General features: G+C 34.9%; 18 protein-coding genes and 1 pseudogene. 15 read left to right on the forward strand and 4 right to left on the reverse strand.

The window, feature by feature from the left end; translation table 11 throughout:
- The first annotated feature begins 163 nt into the window (after positions 1 to 163).
- From comGA to B5P42_RS11460, 10 genes are all read left to right on the forward strand, one after another.
- Positions 164 to 1207 carry a competence type IV pilus ATPase ComGA gene (gene comGA, locus B5P42_RS11415; RefSeq protein ID WP_113734225.1) on the forward strand — a complete coding sequence of 348 codons (1044 nt, stop codon included), beginning with the start codon at positions 164 to 166 and terminating at the stop codon, positions 1205 to 1207.
- Positions 1194 to 2231, forward strand: coding sequence for a competence type IV pilus assembly protein ComGB (gene comGB / locus B5P42_RS11420; RefSeq protein ID WP_113734226.1), 1038 nt, complete (start codon positions 1194 to 1196; stop codon positions 2229 to 2231). The genes comGA and comGB overlap by 14 nt, the downstream gene beginning before the upstream one ends.
- An 11-nt stretch (positions 2232 to 2242) precedes the next feature.
- The gene (gene comGC / locus B5P42_RS11425; protein ID WP_113734227.1) at positions 2243 to 2542 is read left to right on the forward strand and encodes a competence type IV pilus major pilin ComGC; all 300 of its coding nucleotides are present in this window, start codon (positions 2243 to 2245) and stop codon (positions 2540 to 2542) included.
- Positions 2539 to 2994 (forward strand): competence type IV pilus minor pilin ComGD, encoded by a 456-nt coding sequence (gene comGD, locus B5P42_RS11430; protein WP_002165074.1) that lies wholly within the window; start codon positions 2539 to 2541, stop codon positions 2992 to 2994. Before comGC ends, comGD begins: the two co-directional genes overlap by 4 nt.
- Positions 2987 to 3283, forward strand: a complete 297-nt coding sequence (locus B5P42_RS11435) for a hypothetical protein (protein WP_002165075.1) — start codon at positions 2987 to 2989, stop codon at positions 3281 to 3283. Before comGD ends, B5P42_RS11435 begins: the two co-directional genes overlap by 8 nt.
- Positions 3267 to 3728: a competence type IV pilus minor pilin ComGF gene (gene comGF, locus B5P42_RS11440; protein ID WP_002165076.1), complete on the forward strand. Its 462-nt coding sequence runs from the start codon at positions 3267 to 3269 to the stop codon at positions 3726 to 3728. Before B5P42_RS11435 ends, comGF begins: the two co-directional genes overlap by 17 nt.
- The gene (gene comGG / locus B5P42_RS11445) at positions 3725 to 4096 is read left to right on the forward strand and encodes a competence type IV pilus minor pilin ComGG (RefSeq protein WP_113734228.1); all 372 of its coding nucleotides are present in this window, start codon (positions 3725 to 3727) and stop codon (positions 4094 to 4096) included. The genes comGF and comGG overlap by 4 nt, the downstream gene beginning before the upstream one ends.
- A gap of 174 nt (positions 4097 to 4270) precedes the next feature.
- Positions 4271 to 4921 carry a 2OG-Fe(II) oxygenase gene (locus tag B5P42_RS11450; protein ID WP_113734229.1) on the forward strand — a complete coding sequence of 217 codons (651 nt, stop codon included), beginning with the start codon at positions 4271 to 4273 and terminating at the stop codon, positions 4919 to 4921.
- Between the two features lie 141 nt (positions 4922 to 5062).
- Complete coding sequence (locus tag B5P42_RS11455) at positions 5063 to 5560, forward strand: shikimate kinase (RefSeq protein WP_113734230.1); 498 nt, start codon at positions 5063 to 5065, stop codon at positions 5558 to 5560.
- 38 nt (positions 5561 to 5598) lie between these two features.
- On the forward strand, positions 5599 to 5799 hold the full coding sequence (locus tag B5P42_RS11460; protein WP_002015009.1) for a YqzE family protein: 201 nt from the start codon (positions 5599 to 5601) through the stop codon (positions 5797 to 5799).
- Between the two features lie 66 nt (positions 5800 to 5865).
- Here the strand turns inward: B5P42_RS11460 and B5P42_RS11465 are convergent, their stop codons facing one another.
- Both B5P42_RS11465 and B5P42_RS33110 read right to left on the reverse strand, forming a co-directional pair.
- Positions 5866 to 6501: a VC0807 family protein gene (locus B5P42_RS11465; protein ID WP_002015010.1), complete on the reverse strand. Its 636-nt coding sequence runs from the start codon at positions 6499 to 6501 to the stop codon at positions 5866 to 5868.
- A 128-nt stretch (positions 6502 to 6629) separates the two neighbouring features.
- Positions 6630 to 6747, reverse strand: a pseudogene (locus tag B5P42_RS33110) (GTP pyrophosphokinase).
- Between the two features lie 71 nt (positions 6748 to 6818).
- Between B5P42_RS33110 and B5P42_RS11475 the strand changes: the two are divergent.
- On the forward strand, positions 6819 to 7046 hold the full coding sequence (locus tag B5P42_RS11475) for a hypothetical protein (protein ID WP_000032698.1): 228 nt from the start codon (positions 6819 to 6821) through the stop codon (positions 7044 to 7046).
- Positions 7047 to 7144: 98 nt separating this feature from the next.
- Positions 7145 to 7276, forward strand: a complete 132-nt coding sequence (locus B5P42_RS32580; RefSeq protein ID WP_002088613.1) for a hypothetical protein — start codon at positions 7145 to 7147, stop codon at positions 7274 to 7276.
- A 49-nt stretch (positions 7277 to 7325) separates the two neighbouring features.
- Here the strand turns inward: B5P42_RS32580 and B5P42_RS11480 are convergent, their stop codons facing one another.
- Positions 7326 to 8120: a YqhG family protein gene (locus B5P42_RS11480; RefSeq protein ID WP_002088611.1), complete on the reverse strand. Its 795-nt coding sequence runs from the start codon at positions 8118 to 8120 to the stop codon at positions 7326 to 7328.
- Complete coding sequence (locus B5P42_RS11485) at positions 8107 to 9789, reverse strand: DEAD/DEAH box helicase (protein WP_002015016.1); 1683 nt, start codon at positions 9787 to 9789, stop codon at positions 8107 to 8109. Before B5P42_RS11485 ends, B5P42_RS11480 begins: the two co-directional genes overlap by 14 nt.
- Positions 9790 to 10179: 390 nt before the next feature.
- Between B5P42_RS11485 and gcvT the strand changes: the two genes are divergently transcribed.
- Genes gcvT through gcvPB form a run of 3 tightly spaced genes read left to right on the forward strand, consistent with a single transcriptional unit; the run spans position 10180 to position 14116 of the window.
- Positions 10180 to 11280: a glycine cleavage system aminomethyltransferase GcvT gene (gcvT, locus tag B5P42_RS11490; protein WP_002034013.1), complete on the forward strand. Its 1101-nt coding sequence runs from the start codon at positions 10180 to 10182 to the stop codon at positions 11278 to 11280.
- Between the two features lie 20 nt (positions 11281 to 11300).
- Positions 11301 to 12644, forward strand: a complete 1344-nt coding sequence (gcvPA, locus tag B5P42_RS11495; RefSeq protein WP_002034012.1) for an aminomethyl-transferring glycine dehydrogenase subunit 1 — start codon at positions 11301 to 11303, stop codon at positions 12642 to 12644.
- On the forward strand, positions 12641 to 14116 hold the full coding sequence (gcvPB, locus tag B5P42_RS11500) for an aminomethyl-transferring glycine dehydrogenase subunit 2 (RefSeq protein WP_002122485.1): 1476 nt from the start codon (positions 12641 to 12643) through the stop codon (positions 14114 to 14116). Before gcvPA ends, gcvPB begins: the two co-directional genes overlap by 4 nt.
- Positions 14117 to 14329 lie beyond the last annotated feature (213 nt).

The raw sequence follows: 14329 nt of genomic DNA on the forward strand, positions 1-14329 counted from the left end.
ATAATACAGATAAACTTCTATATAGGTAATTTCAGACAATAATTCGGAAATTGTTCATAATTTCACAAACATATTTTTCCTTTTTCTCTTAGTGAAAATACAAAATCTCTAATTTTTCTTGTGCATTTTTTTATGATATATACATAGTGAGGAGGGAAACTTGATGAATAGTGTCGAGCTTTTTGCAAATATGATTATGAAAGAAGCTTGTAGGGTGCAAGCATCGGACTTACATATTGTGCCCAGGCAGAAGGATGTGGCGATTCAATTACGTATTGGAAAAGATTTAATTACGAAACGGTGTATTGAGAAAGAATTTGGAGAAAAGCTTGTTTCACACTTTAAATTTTTAGCATCAATGGATATAGGAGAGAGGAGAAAACCTCAAAATGGTTCGTTGTACTTACAAATTGATGGAAAAGAAGTGTATTTACGCCTTTCAACACTTCCAACAGTATATCAAGAAAGTCTCGTTATTCGCCTCCATTTACAAGCATCTGTACAGCCACTGTCTCATCTTTCGTTATTTCCAAGTTCAGCGGAAAAATTACTCTCTTTTTTAAAGCATTCTCATGGGTTACTCGTATTTACTGGGCCAACTGGTTCTGGAAAAACAACAACAATGTATGCGTTATTAGAAGTAGCTAGAAAATGGCAAACACGTCGCATCATTACACTGGAAGATCCAGTTGAGCAAAGAAAAGACGGTTTATTACAAATTCAAATAAATGAAAAAGCTGGTATCACATATAAAACGGGATTAAAGGCTATTTTGCGTCATGATCCAGATATTATTTTAGTTGGCGAAATTCGTGATGAAGAAACAGCAAAAGTAGCTGTAAGGGCCAGTTTGACGGGACATTTAGTAATGACAACCTTGCATACAAATGATGCGAAAGGAGCGATACTACGATTTATGGACTATGGTATTACAAGGCAAGAAATTGAACAATCATTATTAGCAGTAGCTGCTCAGCGGCTCGTCGAATTAAAATGTCCATTTTGCAGAGGGAAGTGTGCAACTTTATGTAAATCAATGAGGAAAGTGAGACAGGCAAGCATTTATGAACTGTTATATGGATATGAATTAAAACAAGCGATTAAAGAAGCAAGTGGAGAACATGTTACGTATCACTATAAAACGTTGGAATCGTCGGTTCGAAAAGGGTATGCTTTAGGCTTTTTAGAAGAAGATGTATATGTTTAAGAGAAAATGGAGTTTAAGTGATCAAGCATTATTATGTAAAAGATTAAGTGATTTATTAGAGAAAGGTTACTCACTTTTACAGGCGTTAGAATTTTTGCAGTTGCAACTACCATTAGGAAATAAATTACAGTTACAGCGTATGATCGAGGGATTGAAAAATGGACAAAGTTTGCACGCTTCTTTTCACCAATTAATGTTTCACTCTGAGATGTTAAGTTATTTGTTTTATGCAGAGCGACATGGTGACATTTCTTTTGCTTTGCAACAAGGGAGCGTACTTCTTTACAAGAAAGATAAATATAGGAAAGATATGATGAAAGTAATGCGATATCCTATGTTTTTATCATTTTTTTTAATGATTATGCTTTCTGTTTTTAACCTCATTTTATTGCCTCAGTTTGAAATGATGTATAGTTCTTTACGTTCTACAGCACCACCACTTACGGAGCAAATTTTAGTTGCAATTAAATTATTACCCTACTTCATTTATATGATTGTTCTTATCGTTATAACGGGATTTAGTTTATATATATTTTATTTCCGAAAACTTCCGCCTACTCAAAAGGTAAAGATTATGATCCGTATTCCCCTTATGAAAACATTTCTTATTTTAAATCATTCGCATTATTTTTCCACTCAATTAAGTGGTTTATTACACGGTGGATTGTCGGTACACGAAGCATTAACAATAATGATGAAGCAAAAGTATCATCCGTTCTTTCAGTATGAAGCAGACCGAATTGAGCGGCAATTAATTGCAGGAGAACCGTTACAATCTATTATTGATAAAAGCGGTTATTACGAGAAAGAACTTTCTTATATCATTACGCATGGACAAGCAAACGGTAATTTAGCAAATGAGCTTGGTGATTACAGTGAGCTCATTATTGAAAAGGTAGAACAAAAAATTAAACGTATGTTATTTGTGATTCAACCCATTTTATTTACATGTCTTGGGGTTATAGTCATTTTGATGTACTTAGCGATGATTATGCCGATGTTTCAAATGATGAATTCTATATAGGGGGCATTTACATGCAGAATCAGGAGGGTTTTACTCTTTTAGAAATGTTATTAGTTATGGTTGTCATAACTGTATTATTACTATTAATTATTCCAAATGTAGTTACACAGCGCTCATCCGTCCAAGGAAAAGGATGTGCAGCCTATGTGAAATCTATAGAAGCACAAATACAAGCATATCACTTGCAACATAATAAGATTCCATCAATAGAGGAACTTGAAACAGGAAAGTATATTACTTCAAAAACTTGCCCGAAAGGTGAACCAATCCATATTTCCGATGATGGTACGGTATCAGCTGGGAAATCGTGAAGCAAAAAGGTTTTACTCTTTTAGAAATGCTACTTGTCTTATTTGCTATTTCTGTACTGAGTGTTGTTACGCATTTTAACGTTACTTCATTACATGAAAAACAAAAAGTTGAGCAGTTTTTGAAACAGTTTTCAAATGATATTTTGTATATGCAGCAGTTAGCGATTAAGCGTCAAAAACATTATACGTTACGCTGGTTTAAAGAGAAACATATGTATTATATTTCGGAATCGGAGACAGCCCTTTTAATTGCTAAGGGAGAATATGATAAAGATGTCCAAATTGATTTGCATACCTTTCCAAACCCAATGACATATAATCCGAGCGGGAATATTAATAGGGGTGGTACGATTTTACTTTCCTATCGAGGGTATAAATATGAGATTGTATTTCAGCTTGGAAGAGGGAGATTTACGTATCGTGAAGTGTCAAAAAGGATCAGTAATGGTTGAAATGGTTGTAGCGTTAAGTTTAATAATGATGGCGGTATCGTTATTGCTCCCGCAAACATTATTAATTATGCAAGAAAGAAAAAATATAAAAATGAGCTATAAAGCATTAATATTATTAAAAAAAGAAGCGGCCTTATTTAAGTATGAGAATGAGGAAAAGCGAGTAAAAGAGCAAGTCATAAAAGGAATTGTATATTACACATATTGGAGAGGAGATGAAGTTTGTACGATGTGGAAAGATATGAGAGGAAAAGCGATGGAGCAATGCCTTTATGCAAAGGAAAAATAAAAAAGAAGCGGGATTTACATTAATAGAAATGATTGCATGTTTGTTGCTTTTATCAATGTTCTTTTTACTTTTACCGCGTCTTCATATTATGGGGATAGAAAATACACATTCAAAAGGATTAAATGACTGGGAGTGGGATGTGTTTTTAGGACAAATGCAATTAGAGTTTCGTGAAGTATCAAGTGGGAGGAAGATAGAGCTAGAAAACGGTGGGAATATTTTACGCTTCCAACTTCGTAATGGTGATCAGGTGACGTATGAAAAGTTGAATAGTAATTTAATAAGAAAAGTAAATATGCGCGGAAGGGAATTTATATTACAAAGGATTGAAGCGATTTCGTATAAATTAACACCTCATTTGTTATATATATATGTGAAAGATATAAGTGGTGAAATATATGAAGGCGTGGCTGTGCGCTATAGTGAAATTGAGATAGAAACATGAGAAAACAAGATGGATTTGTAATGCCAGGAACAATTATTTTTCTTATTTTATTCATTTCATTTTTGATGTACGAAACGAATATGTTACTTTCGGATAAAAAATTTTATTCTGAAATAGAACAAAGTTTTTTCATGGAGGAACTTGTTGATCGAGCTATTTCAGATATAAAAAGAGACTTACAGCAAAAAGAAAAAGAGGATGTTTTTTTATTTCAGTATGAAAGAGGAGAAGTGAGTGGAAAGTACGTCTTTGAAAATGATGTTATTATCATTTCGTTGCAATGTGTTACAAAACAGAGAGTTTTCTATACAGTGAGCTTTCGGTATAGGGAAAAGGATAATAAAATATTTGATTGGGTAGAAGGATAATATGTAAAATATATGGAGAAGAACCATGAGTTTCTATTGTGGAGGGAGTCAATTTCTTTGAGGAAAGGGATAAGAATAATGGTCAAAAGTTTAAATTTTCTCAAAAAAGAGAAAGGTAGAAAGAATATGATATATTCATGCTATCCAATCATTTTTTTCTAGGGAGATAAGGAAATGACAAATAACAATCAAATAGGTGAAAATAAGGAACAAACTATTTTTGATCATAAAGGAAATACGATTATGACAGAGGATAGGGAAATACAAATTATTTCAAAATTCGAAGAACCTCTTATTGTCGTATTAGCAAATGTATTAAGTGATGAAGAGTGCGGTGAATTAATTGAATTGTCTAAAAGCAAGATGGAACGTTCTAAAGTTGGTTCATCACGTGATGTAAATGATATTCGAACGAGTAGTGGTGCATTTTTGGAAGAGAATGAACTAACTTCGAAGATTGAAAAACGAATTTCATCTATCACGAATGTTCCTGTAGCGCATGGAGAAGGATTGCACATTTTAAATTATGAAGTAGATCAAGAATATAAAGCGCACTATGATTATTTTGCGGAACATAGTAGATCAGCTGCTAATAATCGTATAAGTACTCTTGTGATGTACTTAAATGATGTAGAAGAAGGCGGAGAAACATTCTTTCCGAAATTAAATCTTTCTGTACACCCTAGAAAGGGAATGGCAGTATACTTTGAGTACTTTTATCAAGATCAATCACTAAATGAGCTTACGTTACATGGAGGGGCACCTGTTACGAAGGGCGAGAAATGGATTGCAACGCAGTGGGTGAGAAGAGGTACTTATAAGTAAAAGTGAGCCAGCTTGTTTGATTACGAGAAAATAGTGAGTATGTTACGTTTTGTTCTTCATAGCATAAGAAGAACAAAACGTTTTTTTATTAAATAAAGTAACATCTTTCGTTATAATAACGGATGATTGAGAGGAACAAAAATGAAATCTATATACATAACTGGCTATATGGGAGCCGGGAAAACAACAATTGGAAAAGTGTTAAGTAAAGAACTTCATATGGATGTTGTAGATACAGACCAAAAAATTGAAGAGAAGCAAGAGAAGGCAATTCGTGATATTTTTGCCGAAGAAGGCGAAATGGCTTTTCGGGAATATGAAGGTGAAATGTTACGTTCACTACCGGTTCAGAATGTAATTATTACAACGGGTGGAGGGATTATTGAACGAGCGGAAAATCGAAAGTGGATGAAGGAAAATGGAACTGTTGTGTATTTATATTGCGATCCACATGTAATTGCAGAAAGGCTTCGTGAAGATACGACACGTCCACTATTTCATAAGAAAGATATAGATGCATTTATAACGAAATTTGAATCGCGCCGAGCTTATTATGAAGAGGCTGATATTCATATCGATACGACAAATAAGTCGGTAAAGCAAATTATGAATGAATTAAAGCAAAAGATTAATGAATAAAAAAGTGGACATACTAATCAAGTAGAGGTGATGATAATATGTCTACTAATGATTATGTACGCTTTGTGACACAGCAATTTGTGTCATATATGGATGCTCCAAAAGAGGATCGAAAACAACAGAAACAACAACGTCGTGCGGAGAAAGAGCCATTCTTAAATAAATGGTTTGGTGTTATGCCACTGAGCGCTGCTTTGTTTTATCGAAATGTAAAAAATAAAAGAAAAAAATCAAGCTAACTTTTTCGTAATATGTCTGGCAAAATAAAGATCCCCTAGTGCAATAAGCTGCTAGGGGATCTTTATTTATTGTTGCACAGATTCTTTTTCTTCAGTAACCGCATGTATCTTATTATTTACCCATACAAACCCTATTCCGATGCAAATAGAAATACCCCAGCCAACAGCGGTCATAATAGCTCTCATTTCACCATATCCATCTACACCGAAAACAGAGATGAAATAGATTTTCAAGAAGCTTTTTAATATAAATTGAAGGCCGAAAAATAGTGTTAAATATTGCAGTGCTGGATATATACGACTATCACGATAAAGCTCACGACTTTTATCACGATCATGACCTTGCAGTGCTGAAATATCCGCTGCGAAATATAACATAAGTGGTTTTTTTATAAAGATTGTACATATAACGATGCAGCCAAGTACGATATGATAATATGCATCATTCCATAGCATTCGTTCCGCTGATCCAGATATTAAGTCTACCGTTGTATTAGAAATGAGTGTAATTAAAATAAAGAACCCTGTAACGTTAAACTGTTTTTCTTTTTTAAAGGTATACAGTGTATAAATAATCCCCGGAACAGAGGAAATTAACATTGCGTAATAAGGATCGATATAAGGTTTTGCAAATTTCCAAATGAGGAATGGGAATACGAGATAAAAGACAAGATCTAATATAGCTTTTTTATTTTGATTCATACAAATCCTCCTTAAGTCATACATATATTTTATAATATAATTTCTGAAAATTGTATAAGGTTTAATAAAAAAAAGAAAAGTAGATGATTAGTAGATTAAAAAAATTGTCCCTAGCGTAGTAAGTTTTTTTAGTATATAATAAAGGAAACGCTTTCATTTTTTGATTTGTTCACAAAATGGATGGAAAATCACATATTTACTATTGATATGTTACTTTATAATGAAACTAATTAAATATACATGCATACAATATTGTGAAATAAATAACATAAATAATCTATATAAATGTAAACGTTATCAAAAGAGAGGTGGAGACAATGAGTAAATTTTTCTTCAATCATAATCCAGCAACATTAGAGGATGGAAGACTGGTTAAGTATGCTGAAATTATTTATGGAGAAGGTGGCCGTTCTGTATTAGAAAATTTAATGGTGAAGGCATCTATCAGATTACGTGATCGTTATCCGAATAAATCTGACGAACAGATCTCGAACCTCGTAAATCAAGGCATCCATGATATGTTTCAAAAATACGTGAATGAGTAAGAGCAGCTACTGGCTGCTCTTATTTTTTTGTATAAGGATTGTGCCTCTAGCTGAAAATAAAGATGCATTTTGAAACATGCAAAAAGGAGGCGAAAAAGATGAGTAATGGAATTGGTCGTTCAAAAGAGAATCTTCCAACTGATGCAAACCATGTAAGTGCAAAGGATCGTGCATATCAGAAACGTATGACAGAGAAAAAACAGCAAGAGCGTAATGAAGATAGAGAATAGGCTGGGAACATATCTTAAAAGAAGCTCCTTCAATCTGAAGGAGCTTTCTTTAAGATAGAAAATGATTTGCGGTAACATAAAAGAGACCACCGTTTATAATTTGTATTGTAATGCGTGGTTCGTATTGTTCTTGTAATGCTTGCTTTTCAATTTCATAGCTTTCTGGAAGTTCATCGCTATCTTCGTAAAATCGATTTAAAAGGTCTAAATCGTGATTCCAACGCACTCTCGCTTCTTTTGCCCACGTGTGGTCATCTTCAGCGATTATACTTTTTAAAGCATCCTCTATACGTTGTAAGCCACTTTGTGGCTTAATGATAGGTGAGAGGGTAAAACAAAAGTCAGGTATTTTCGGTGTGAGTTTGATCTCTGCTAAAGTGTCGTGAAAGTTTGCAATCATTGTCCCGGAAATAAGATGAATACCGATGGAATGAAGTATGTCTTTTTTTCGGTCGCATTGATAAGATACTTTTATATTTACACCAAGCCAAGGATGAAGGGGGGTATGAGTTGCCCCGCTATGTTTCACTTCCTCATATAAACGTATGTATGAACCTAGTTCTTTTGTTGTTTCAAATATTTGATGCAAACGGGGTGAACCGTAATGAATAAGTTCACCGTCGTTTTCTTCGTTTTCTGGATTTGTAATAAGAGTAAGGCGCATCGGGTTCGGAACGCCTCCTGTTTTTTCAAGATAGTGCCAATAGAAAGGGCGGTTCATTAATAATTTATCCATTTCAATTGTTAACTGCACGTCTAATAGGTGAGGGGAACGTTCTAAAATTTCGCAGTTATTCGCCTCAAAAAAGTTATATAAGTAATTATGAATTTCATTTTGCTGCATAGTCCTGCACCTCTGCTTCATTGCGCTTCGCAAAATCGATAATAGATGTTAAATTTTCCATCTTGATTCGAATTTCACCTTCGCTTTTTGACTGCGCGAAAATTTCTTGAATATGCGCATCAATATTTTTCATGTTGATTCTCGTTAAAATTTCATCGAGTTCACCGATTACACGTTCAAATAAATTAATTTTTTCATATAGTAGTTTTAAAATGTGCTCTTCAACAGTGTGCTTTGTTGCTAAGTTATAAATATGAACATCATTTTTTTGTCCAAGACGGTGAATACGTCCAATCCTTTGCTCGAGTCGCATTGGATTCCACGGTAAGTCGTAATTAATCATATGGCTACAAAATTGTAAGTTAATTCCTTCACCACCAGCTTCGGTCGCAATTAATACTTGGGCATGATTTTGGAAAAGCTCCTTCATCCAATCTTTCTTCCCGCGCTTAAATCCACCGCGAAATGGAACAGAGGAAATGCCATGTTGTTGTAAGAACCATTGTAAATACATTTGTGAAGCTCTATATTCAGTGAAGATAATGACTTTATCGTCAACTTCTTTTATAAGCTCTAGTGCTTTATTTGCTTTGGAGTTGAACGGAATATGATTAATTTTGTCCATCAGCACATCAATATGTGGGTCCTTTATGTAGTGCTCATTTTCTTTCTGTCTTTTTTCTACATGTTTTTTTAATGAATAGTAAACAGCTTCACGACTACTACATGCTTCCCGTTTTAAAGTTAAGGATGAGAAAGCAGATGTGACGGCATCTTGTCCACGCCAATTTTCAATTTCATTATACAAAGCTTGTTCTTCTTCATTGAATTCAACGAAGATTGTTCGTACATGCCTCTTCGGCCAATCAATGCCAGTGTTATTGCGTCTATTTCGAACCATTACTTTATTGATAAGAGCTTTTAAATCTTCATCGGATTCAGTGGAACGATTTTTGGAAGCGTAATATTCTTCAAAATTAGATTGATTGCCTAAATGACCTGGTTTTAATAAAGAAACGAGGTTGAAGATTTCATCGATTTTATTTTGAACAGGAGTTGCAGTTAGTAATAAACAAAACTTCTTTTTTAATCGCTGTGCAAATTCATAGTTTTTTGTTTTATTATTTTTTAGTTTATGTGCTTCATCGATAATAATAAGGTCATACTCTAGGTTTAAAACGATATCGCGATGCGGTGAACGTTTCGCAGTATCGATTGATGAAACGATGACATCAGCTTGTTCCCAAGAATAACTTTTCTTTTGAGCGACCGCAGGAATAAAAAATTTTGTGTTTAGTTCATACGCCCACTGAGATACGAGAGAAGCTGGAACGAGAATGAGTACCTTTTTTACAAGTCCTCGAACCATATATTCTTTCAAAATAAGTCCAGCTTCAATCGTTTTTCCAAGTCCAACTTCATCTGCTAGAATCGCTTTACCATTCATTTGTTCAATGACATTTTGAGCGACCTCTAATTGATGTGGAAGCGGCGTGAAATGTGATAAATGTTTCGGTGCTTGCAATCCATCAAAAGTAGGGACGAGTAACGATTTCTCTGTTTTATAAGCTAAATGATATAAATCCCAATTTGTCCAAGGACCATCTTCGTCAATTCTTTTTAAAAAATTATTTTGCCACGTTCGATCTACGGAAATATCGACATTCATTAAGACTCTCCCACCTTTTATAAACTAAAGTGATTATTAAAAAAATCTTTATTATAAGCCTTGTAATAAGGCGCTATCACAATTACTAAAAGTTAAAGAATAGACAACGATAAAGGTCTAAATCTTAAAAGTTGTATTTAATAGGATTAAGAATAAAAAATTCTAAATTATTTTTTATGCTAGAATATTGATGAAATATAGCGAATGATGTTAGGATAATGGTGTGAAATGTGTGGAATCTTTCGTATTTTATCCAAGAAAGCACTTTTTTATTTACGCTTTCATAAAAAAAAATAGTGAGATTCCGTATATCCTATCTTTTCAGAATGAAAATGTTTAGATATGGGAAGCAACTTTTATTGATTTGTCAGAGCATAAGGGGGAAAGAGCATGATTACATTACAACGTACACCGTTATTTGATGTATACGCGAAGTATGGTGGGAAAACAGTCGACTTCGGTGGTTGGGAATTACCAGTTCAATTTTCAAGCATTAAAGAGGAACATGAAGCTGTACGTACAGGAGCAGGTTTGTTCGATGTATCTCATATGGGAGAAGTAGAGGTAAAAGGTGTAGATAGTTTAGCATTTTTACAACGTGTTGTTACAAATGACGTATCTACCTTAAAGGTAGGGGGCGCACAATATACAGCTATGTGCTATGAAAATGGTGGCACAGTAGATGACTTATTAATCTACAAACGTGGTGAAGAAGACTATTTATTAGTAATCAATGCATCAAATATCGAGAAAGATTACGAATGGTTAGCTAGCCATGTAATTGGCGATGCGAAAGTAGTCAATGTTTCTAGTGAAGTTGCGCAGCTTGCAATTCAAGGACCAAAAGCAGAAGGCATTTTACAAAAAGTTGTGTCAGAAGATTTAAAAGAAATTAAGTTCTTTAAATTTAAAAATAATATTCTTGTAGATGGAATTCCTGCACTTGTATCTCGTACAGGTTACACAGGTGAAGATGGATTCGAAATTTACTGTAAGAGTGAAGATGCAGCAAAACTTTGGGAGAAACTTCTTGAAGTGGGAGCAGAAGAGGGCTTAAAACCATGTGGCTTAGGTGCTCGTGATACACTTCGCTTCGAAGCAACACTTCCGTTATACGGACAAGAGTTATCAAAAGATATTACACCGATTGAAGCGGGAATTGGCTTTGCGGTAAAACCAAATAAAGAAGCAGATTTCTTTGGAAAAGAAACGTTAAAAGAGCAAAAAGAAAACGGTGCATCTCGTAAATTAGTCGGCATCGAAGTAATCGAACGCGGTATTCCTCGTACGCATTACCCTGTATTTATAGGAGAAGAAAAAATCGGGGAAGTAACGAGTGGTACACAATCTCCAACGTTAAAGAAAAGCATTGGTTTAGCACTAATTGATGTAAAATACGCAGCAGTTGATACAGAAGTAGAAATTGAAATTCGTAATAAACGCGTCAAAGCAGTAGTTGTTCCAACACCATTTTATAAACGTTCAAAGTAACGGGGAGAGGGGTAGATTTCATGTTGCATCGTTATCTTCCAATGACAGAAGAAGACAAAAAAGAAATGTTACAAACGATCGGCGTTCAAACGATCGACGAATTATTCTCTGATATTCCAGAGAGTGTTCGTTTTAAAGGGGATTTAAAAATTAAAGAAGCAAAATCAGAGCCAGAGCTGTTAAAAGAGTTATCTCAAATGGCTAGTAAAAATGCGAACTTAAAAGAATATGCTTCTTTCTTAGGAGCAGGTGTATACGATCATTACGCTCCAGTAATTGTTGATCATGTTATTTCTCGTTCAGAGTTTTATACAGCATACACACCATACCAACCAGAAATTTCACAAGGGGAATTACAAGCAATTTTTGAATTCCAAACAATGATTTGTGAATTAACAGGAATGGATGTAGCAAACTCTTCTATGTATGACGGAGGTACAGCTTTAGCTGAAGCGGCAATGCTAGCAGCTGGTCATACTCGCAAAAAGAAAATTCTTGTATCTAAGGCAGTTCATCCAGAATCAAGAGCGGTACTTGAAACATATGCAAAAGGTCAAAATCTTGAAGTTGTTGAAATTGATCATAAAAACGGTGTAACAGATTTAGAAGTATTACAAAGTGAAGTAGATGATACAGTTGCTTGTGTAATCGTTCAATATCCAAACTTCTTCGGACAAGTGGAAAAGTTAGCTGATATCGAAAAAATCGTTCATCAACAAAAATCATTATTTATCGTTTCTTCAAATCCATTATCATTAGGCGCATTAACACCGCCAGGAAAATTCGGTGCTGATGTTGTAATCGGTGATGCACAACCATTCGGTATCCCAACGCAGTTTGGTGGACCGCACTGTGGTTACTTTGCAACAACGAAAGCATTTATGCGTAAAATTCCAGGACGTCTTGTCGGACAAACTGTAGATTCAGATGGTAAACGTGGATTTGTATTAACGTTACAAGCACGTGAACAGCATATTCGTCGTGATAAAGCGACGTCTAACATTTGTTCAAACCAAGCGTTAAATGCATTAGCAGCTTCTGTTGCAATGACGGCACTTGGCAAACAAGGTGTAAAAGAAATGGCACGTCAAAACATTTCTAAAGCACAATATGCAAAACGTCAATTTGAAGCGAAAGGTTTCACAGTAACGTTCGCTGGACCATTCTTTAATGAATTTGTTGTAGATTGTAAACGTCCAGTTAAAGAAATAAATGATGTATTAATACAAAAGAATATTATCGGTGGTTACGACCTAGGCCGTGATTATAAAGAGCATGAAGACCATATGCTTGTAGCGGTAACAGAGCTTCGTACAAAAGAGGAAATTGACACACTTGTAAACGAAATGGGGGCTATCCAATGAAGAACCAAGACCAAGCACTTATTTTTGAAGTGACTAAAGAAGGACGCGTAGGATATAGCTTACCCAAATTAGATGTAGAAGAAGTAAAATTAGAAGATGTGTTTGAGAGTGATTATATTCGAGTAGAAGATGCAGAGCTTCCAGAAGTATCTGAACTTGATATTATGCGCCATTACACAGCGCTTTCAAACCGTAACCACGGTGTGGATTCTGGATTCTATCCACTTGGGTCTTGTACGATGAAATATAATCCGAAAATTAATGAAAACGTAGCTCGTTTCGCAGGCTTTGCAAATATTCATCCACTTCAAGATGAAAAAACAGTGCAAGGTGCAATGGAATTAATGTATGACTTACAAGAACATTTAATTGAAATTACAGGTATGGATACTGTTACGTTACAACCAGCAGCTGGTGCACACGGAGAATGGACAGGATTAATGTTGATTCGTGCATATCATGAAGCGAACGGTGACTTTAACCGTACGAAAGTAATTGTTCCTGACTCTGCTCACGGAACAAACCCGGCGTCTGCAACAGTAGCTGGTTTTGAAACAATTACGGTGAAATCAAATGAACATGGTCTTGTTGACTTAGATGATTTAAAACGTGTTGTAAACGAAGAAACAGCAGCACTTATGTTAACAAATCCAAATACATTAGGCCTATTCGAAGAAAATATTTTAGAAATGGCAGAAATCGTCCATAACGCAGGCGGTAAATTATACTATGATGGTGCAAACTTAAATGCGGTATTAAGCCAAGCACGCCCAGGAGATATGGGATTTGACGTTGTGCATTTAAATCTTCATAAAACATTTACAGGTCCGCATGGCGGCGGTGGCCCAGGTTCTGGTCCAGTAGGTGTGAAAGCTGATTTAATTCCGTACTTACCAAAACCGATTTTAGAGAAAACAGAAAATGGCTATCACTTTAACTATGATCGTCCAGAAGCAATTGGGCGTGTGAAACCATTCTATGGTAACTTCGGAATTAACGTTCGTGCATACACATATATTCGTTCTATGGGCCCAGATGGCTTGCGTGCAGTAACAGAGTATGCTGTATTAAATGCGAACTATATGATGAGAAGATTAGCACCATTCTATGATCTTCCGTTCGATAGACATTGCAAGCATGAATTTGTATTATCAGGTCGTCGTCAAAAGAAACTTGGTGTACGTACATTAGATATTGCAAAACGTCTGCTTGATTTCGGTTACCATCCACCAACAATTTACTTCCCATTAAATGTGGAAGAATGTATTATGATTGAGCCAACAGAAACAGAATCAAAAGAAACATTAGATGGTTTCATTGATAAGATGATTCAAATTGCTAAAGAGGTAGAAGAAAATCCAGAAGTTGTACAAGAAGCACCACATACAACAGTAATAAAACGTTTAGATGAAACATTGGCTGCTCGTAAACCAGTTTTACGTTATGAAAAGCTAGCACCTGTACAAGTGTGATTGGAAAAAAAAGAACTCGCTACATGCGGGTTCTTTTTTTTTTGCAACATTGGTGCGGATAGAATGAAAAAAATGTTAAAAATTTATATTTTTTGTTTCATATTGCTGTAAAGATGCGGTTTTATAGGTGTTTTTGTTGAAAAAGTCGGTTTGATAAAAGTATTTATTTTTGTTAGAATTTTATTGAAATTAAGAAGATGTGATGAGGTAGAA

Source organism: Bacillus sp. SRB_331, assembly GCF_003264175.1.
In the GTDB taxonomy this organism is placed as follows: Bacteria; Bacillota; Bacilli; order Bacillales; family Bacillaceae_G; genus Bacillus_A; species Bacillus_A mycoides.

Coding starts and splice junctions, on each gene's coding strand:
- comGA (WP_113734225.1), top strand. CDS start 164: ATGAATAGTGTCGAGCTTTTTGCAAATATGATTATGAAAGAAGCTTGT.
- comGB (WP_113734226.1), top strand. CDS start 1,194: ATGTATATGTTTAAGAGAAAATGGAGTTTAAGTGATCAAGCATTATTA.
- comGC (WP_113734227.1), top strand. CDS start 2,243: ATGCAGAATCAGGAGGGTTTTACTCTTTTAGAAATGTTATTAGTTATG.
- B5P42_RS11435 (WP_002165075.1), top strand. CDS start 2,987: ATGGTTGAAATGGTTGTAGCGTTAAGTTTAATAATGATGGCGGTATCG.
- comGF (WP_002165076.1), top strand. CDS start 3,267: ATGCAAAGGAAAAATAAAAAAGAAGCGGGATTTACATTAATAGAAATG.
- comGG (WP_113734228.1), top strand. CDS start 3,725: ATGAGAAAACAAGATGGATTTGTAATGCCAGGAACAATTATTTTTCTT.
- B5P42_RS11450 (WP_113734229.1), top strand. CDS start 4,271: ATGACAAATAACAATCAAATAGGTGAAAATAAGGAACAAACTATTTTT.
- B5P42_RS11455 (WP_113734230.1), top strand. CDS start 5,063: ATGAAATCTATATACATAACTGGCTATATGGGAGCCGGGAAAACAACA.
- B5P42_RS11460 (WP_002015009.1), top strand. CDS start 5,599: ATGTCTACTAATGATTATGTACGCTTTGTGACACAGCAATTTGTGTCA.
- B5P42_RS11465 (WP_002015010.1), bottom strand. CDS start 6,501: ATGAATCAAAATAAAAAAGCTATATTAGATCTTGTCTTTTATCTCGTA.
- B5P42_RS11475 (WP_000032698.1), top strand. CDS start 6,819: ATGAGTAAATTTTTCTTCAATCATAATCCAGCAACATTAGAGGATGGA.
- B5P42_RS32580 (WP_002088613.1), top strand. CDS start 7,145: ATGAGTAATGGAATTGGTCGTTCAAAAGAGAATCTTCCAACTGATGCA.
- B5P42_RS11480 (WP_002088611.1), bottom strand. CDS start 8,120: ATGCAGCAAAATGAAATTCATAATTACTTATATAACTTTTTTGAGGCG.
- B5P42_RS11485 (WP_002015016.1), bottom strand. CDS start 9,789: ATGAATGTCGATATTTCCGTAGATCGAACGTGGCAAAATAATTTTTTA.
- gcvT (WP_002034013.1), top strand. CDS start 10,180: ATGATTACATTACAACGTACACCGTTATTTGATGTATACGCGAAGTAT.
- gcvPA (WP_002034012.1), top strand. CDS start 11,301: ATGTTGCATCGTTATCTTCCAATGACAGAAGAAGACAAAAAAGAAATG.
- gcvPB (WP_002122485.1), top strand. CDS start 12,641: ATGAAGAACCAAGACCAAGCACTTATTTTTGAAGTGACTAAAGAAGGA.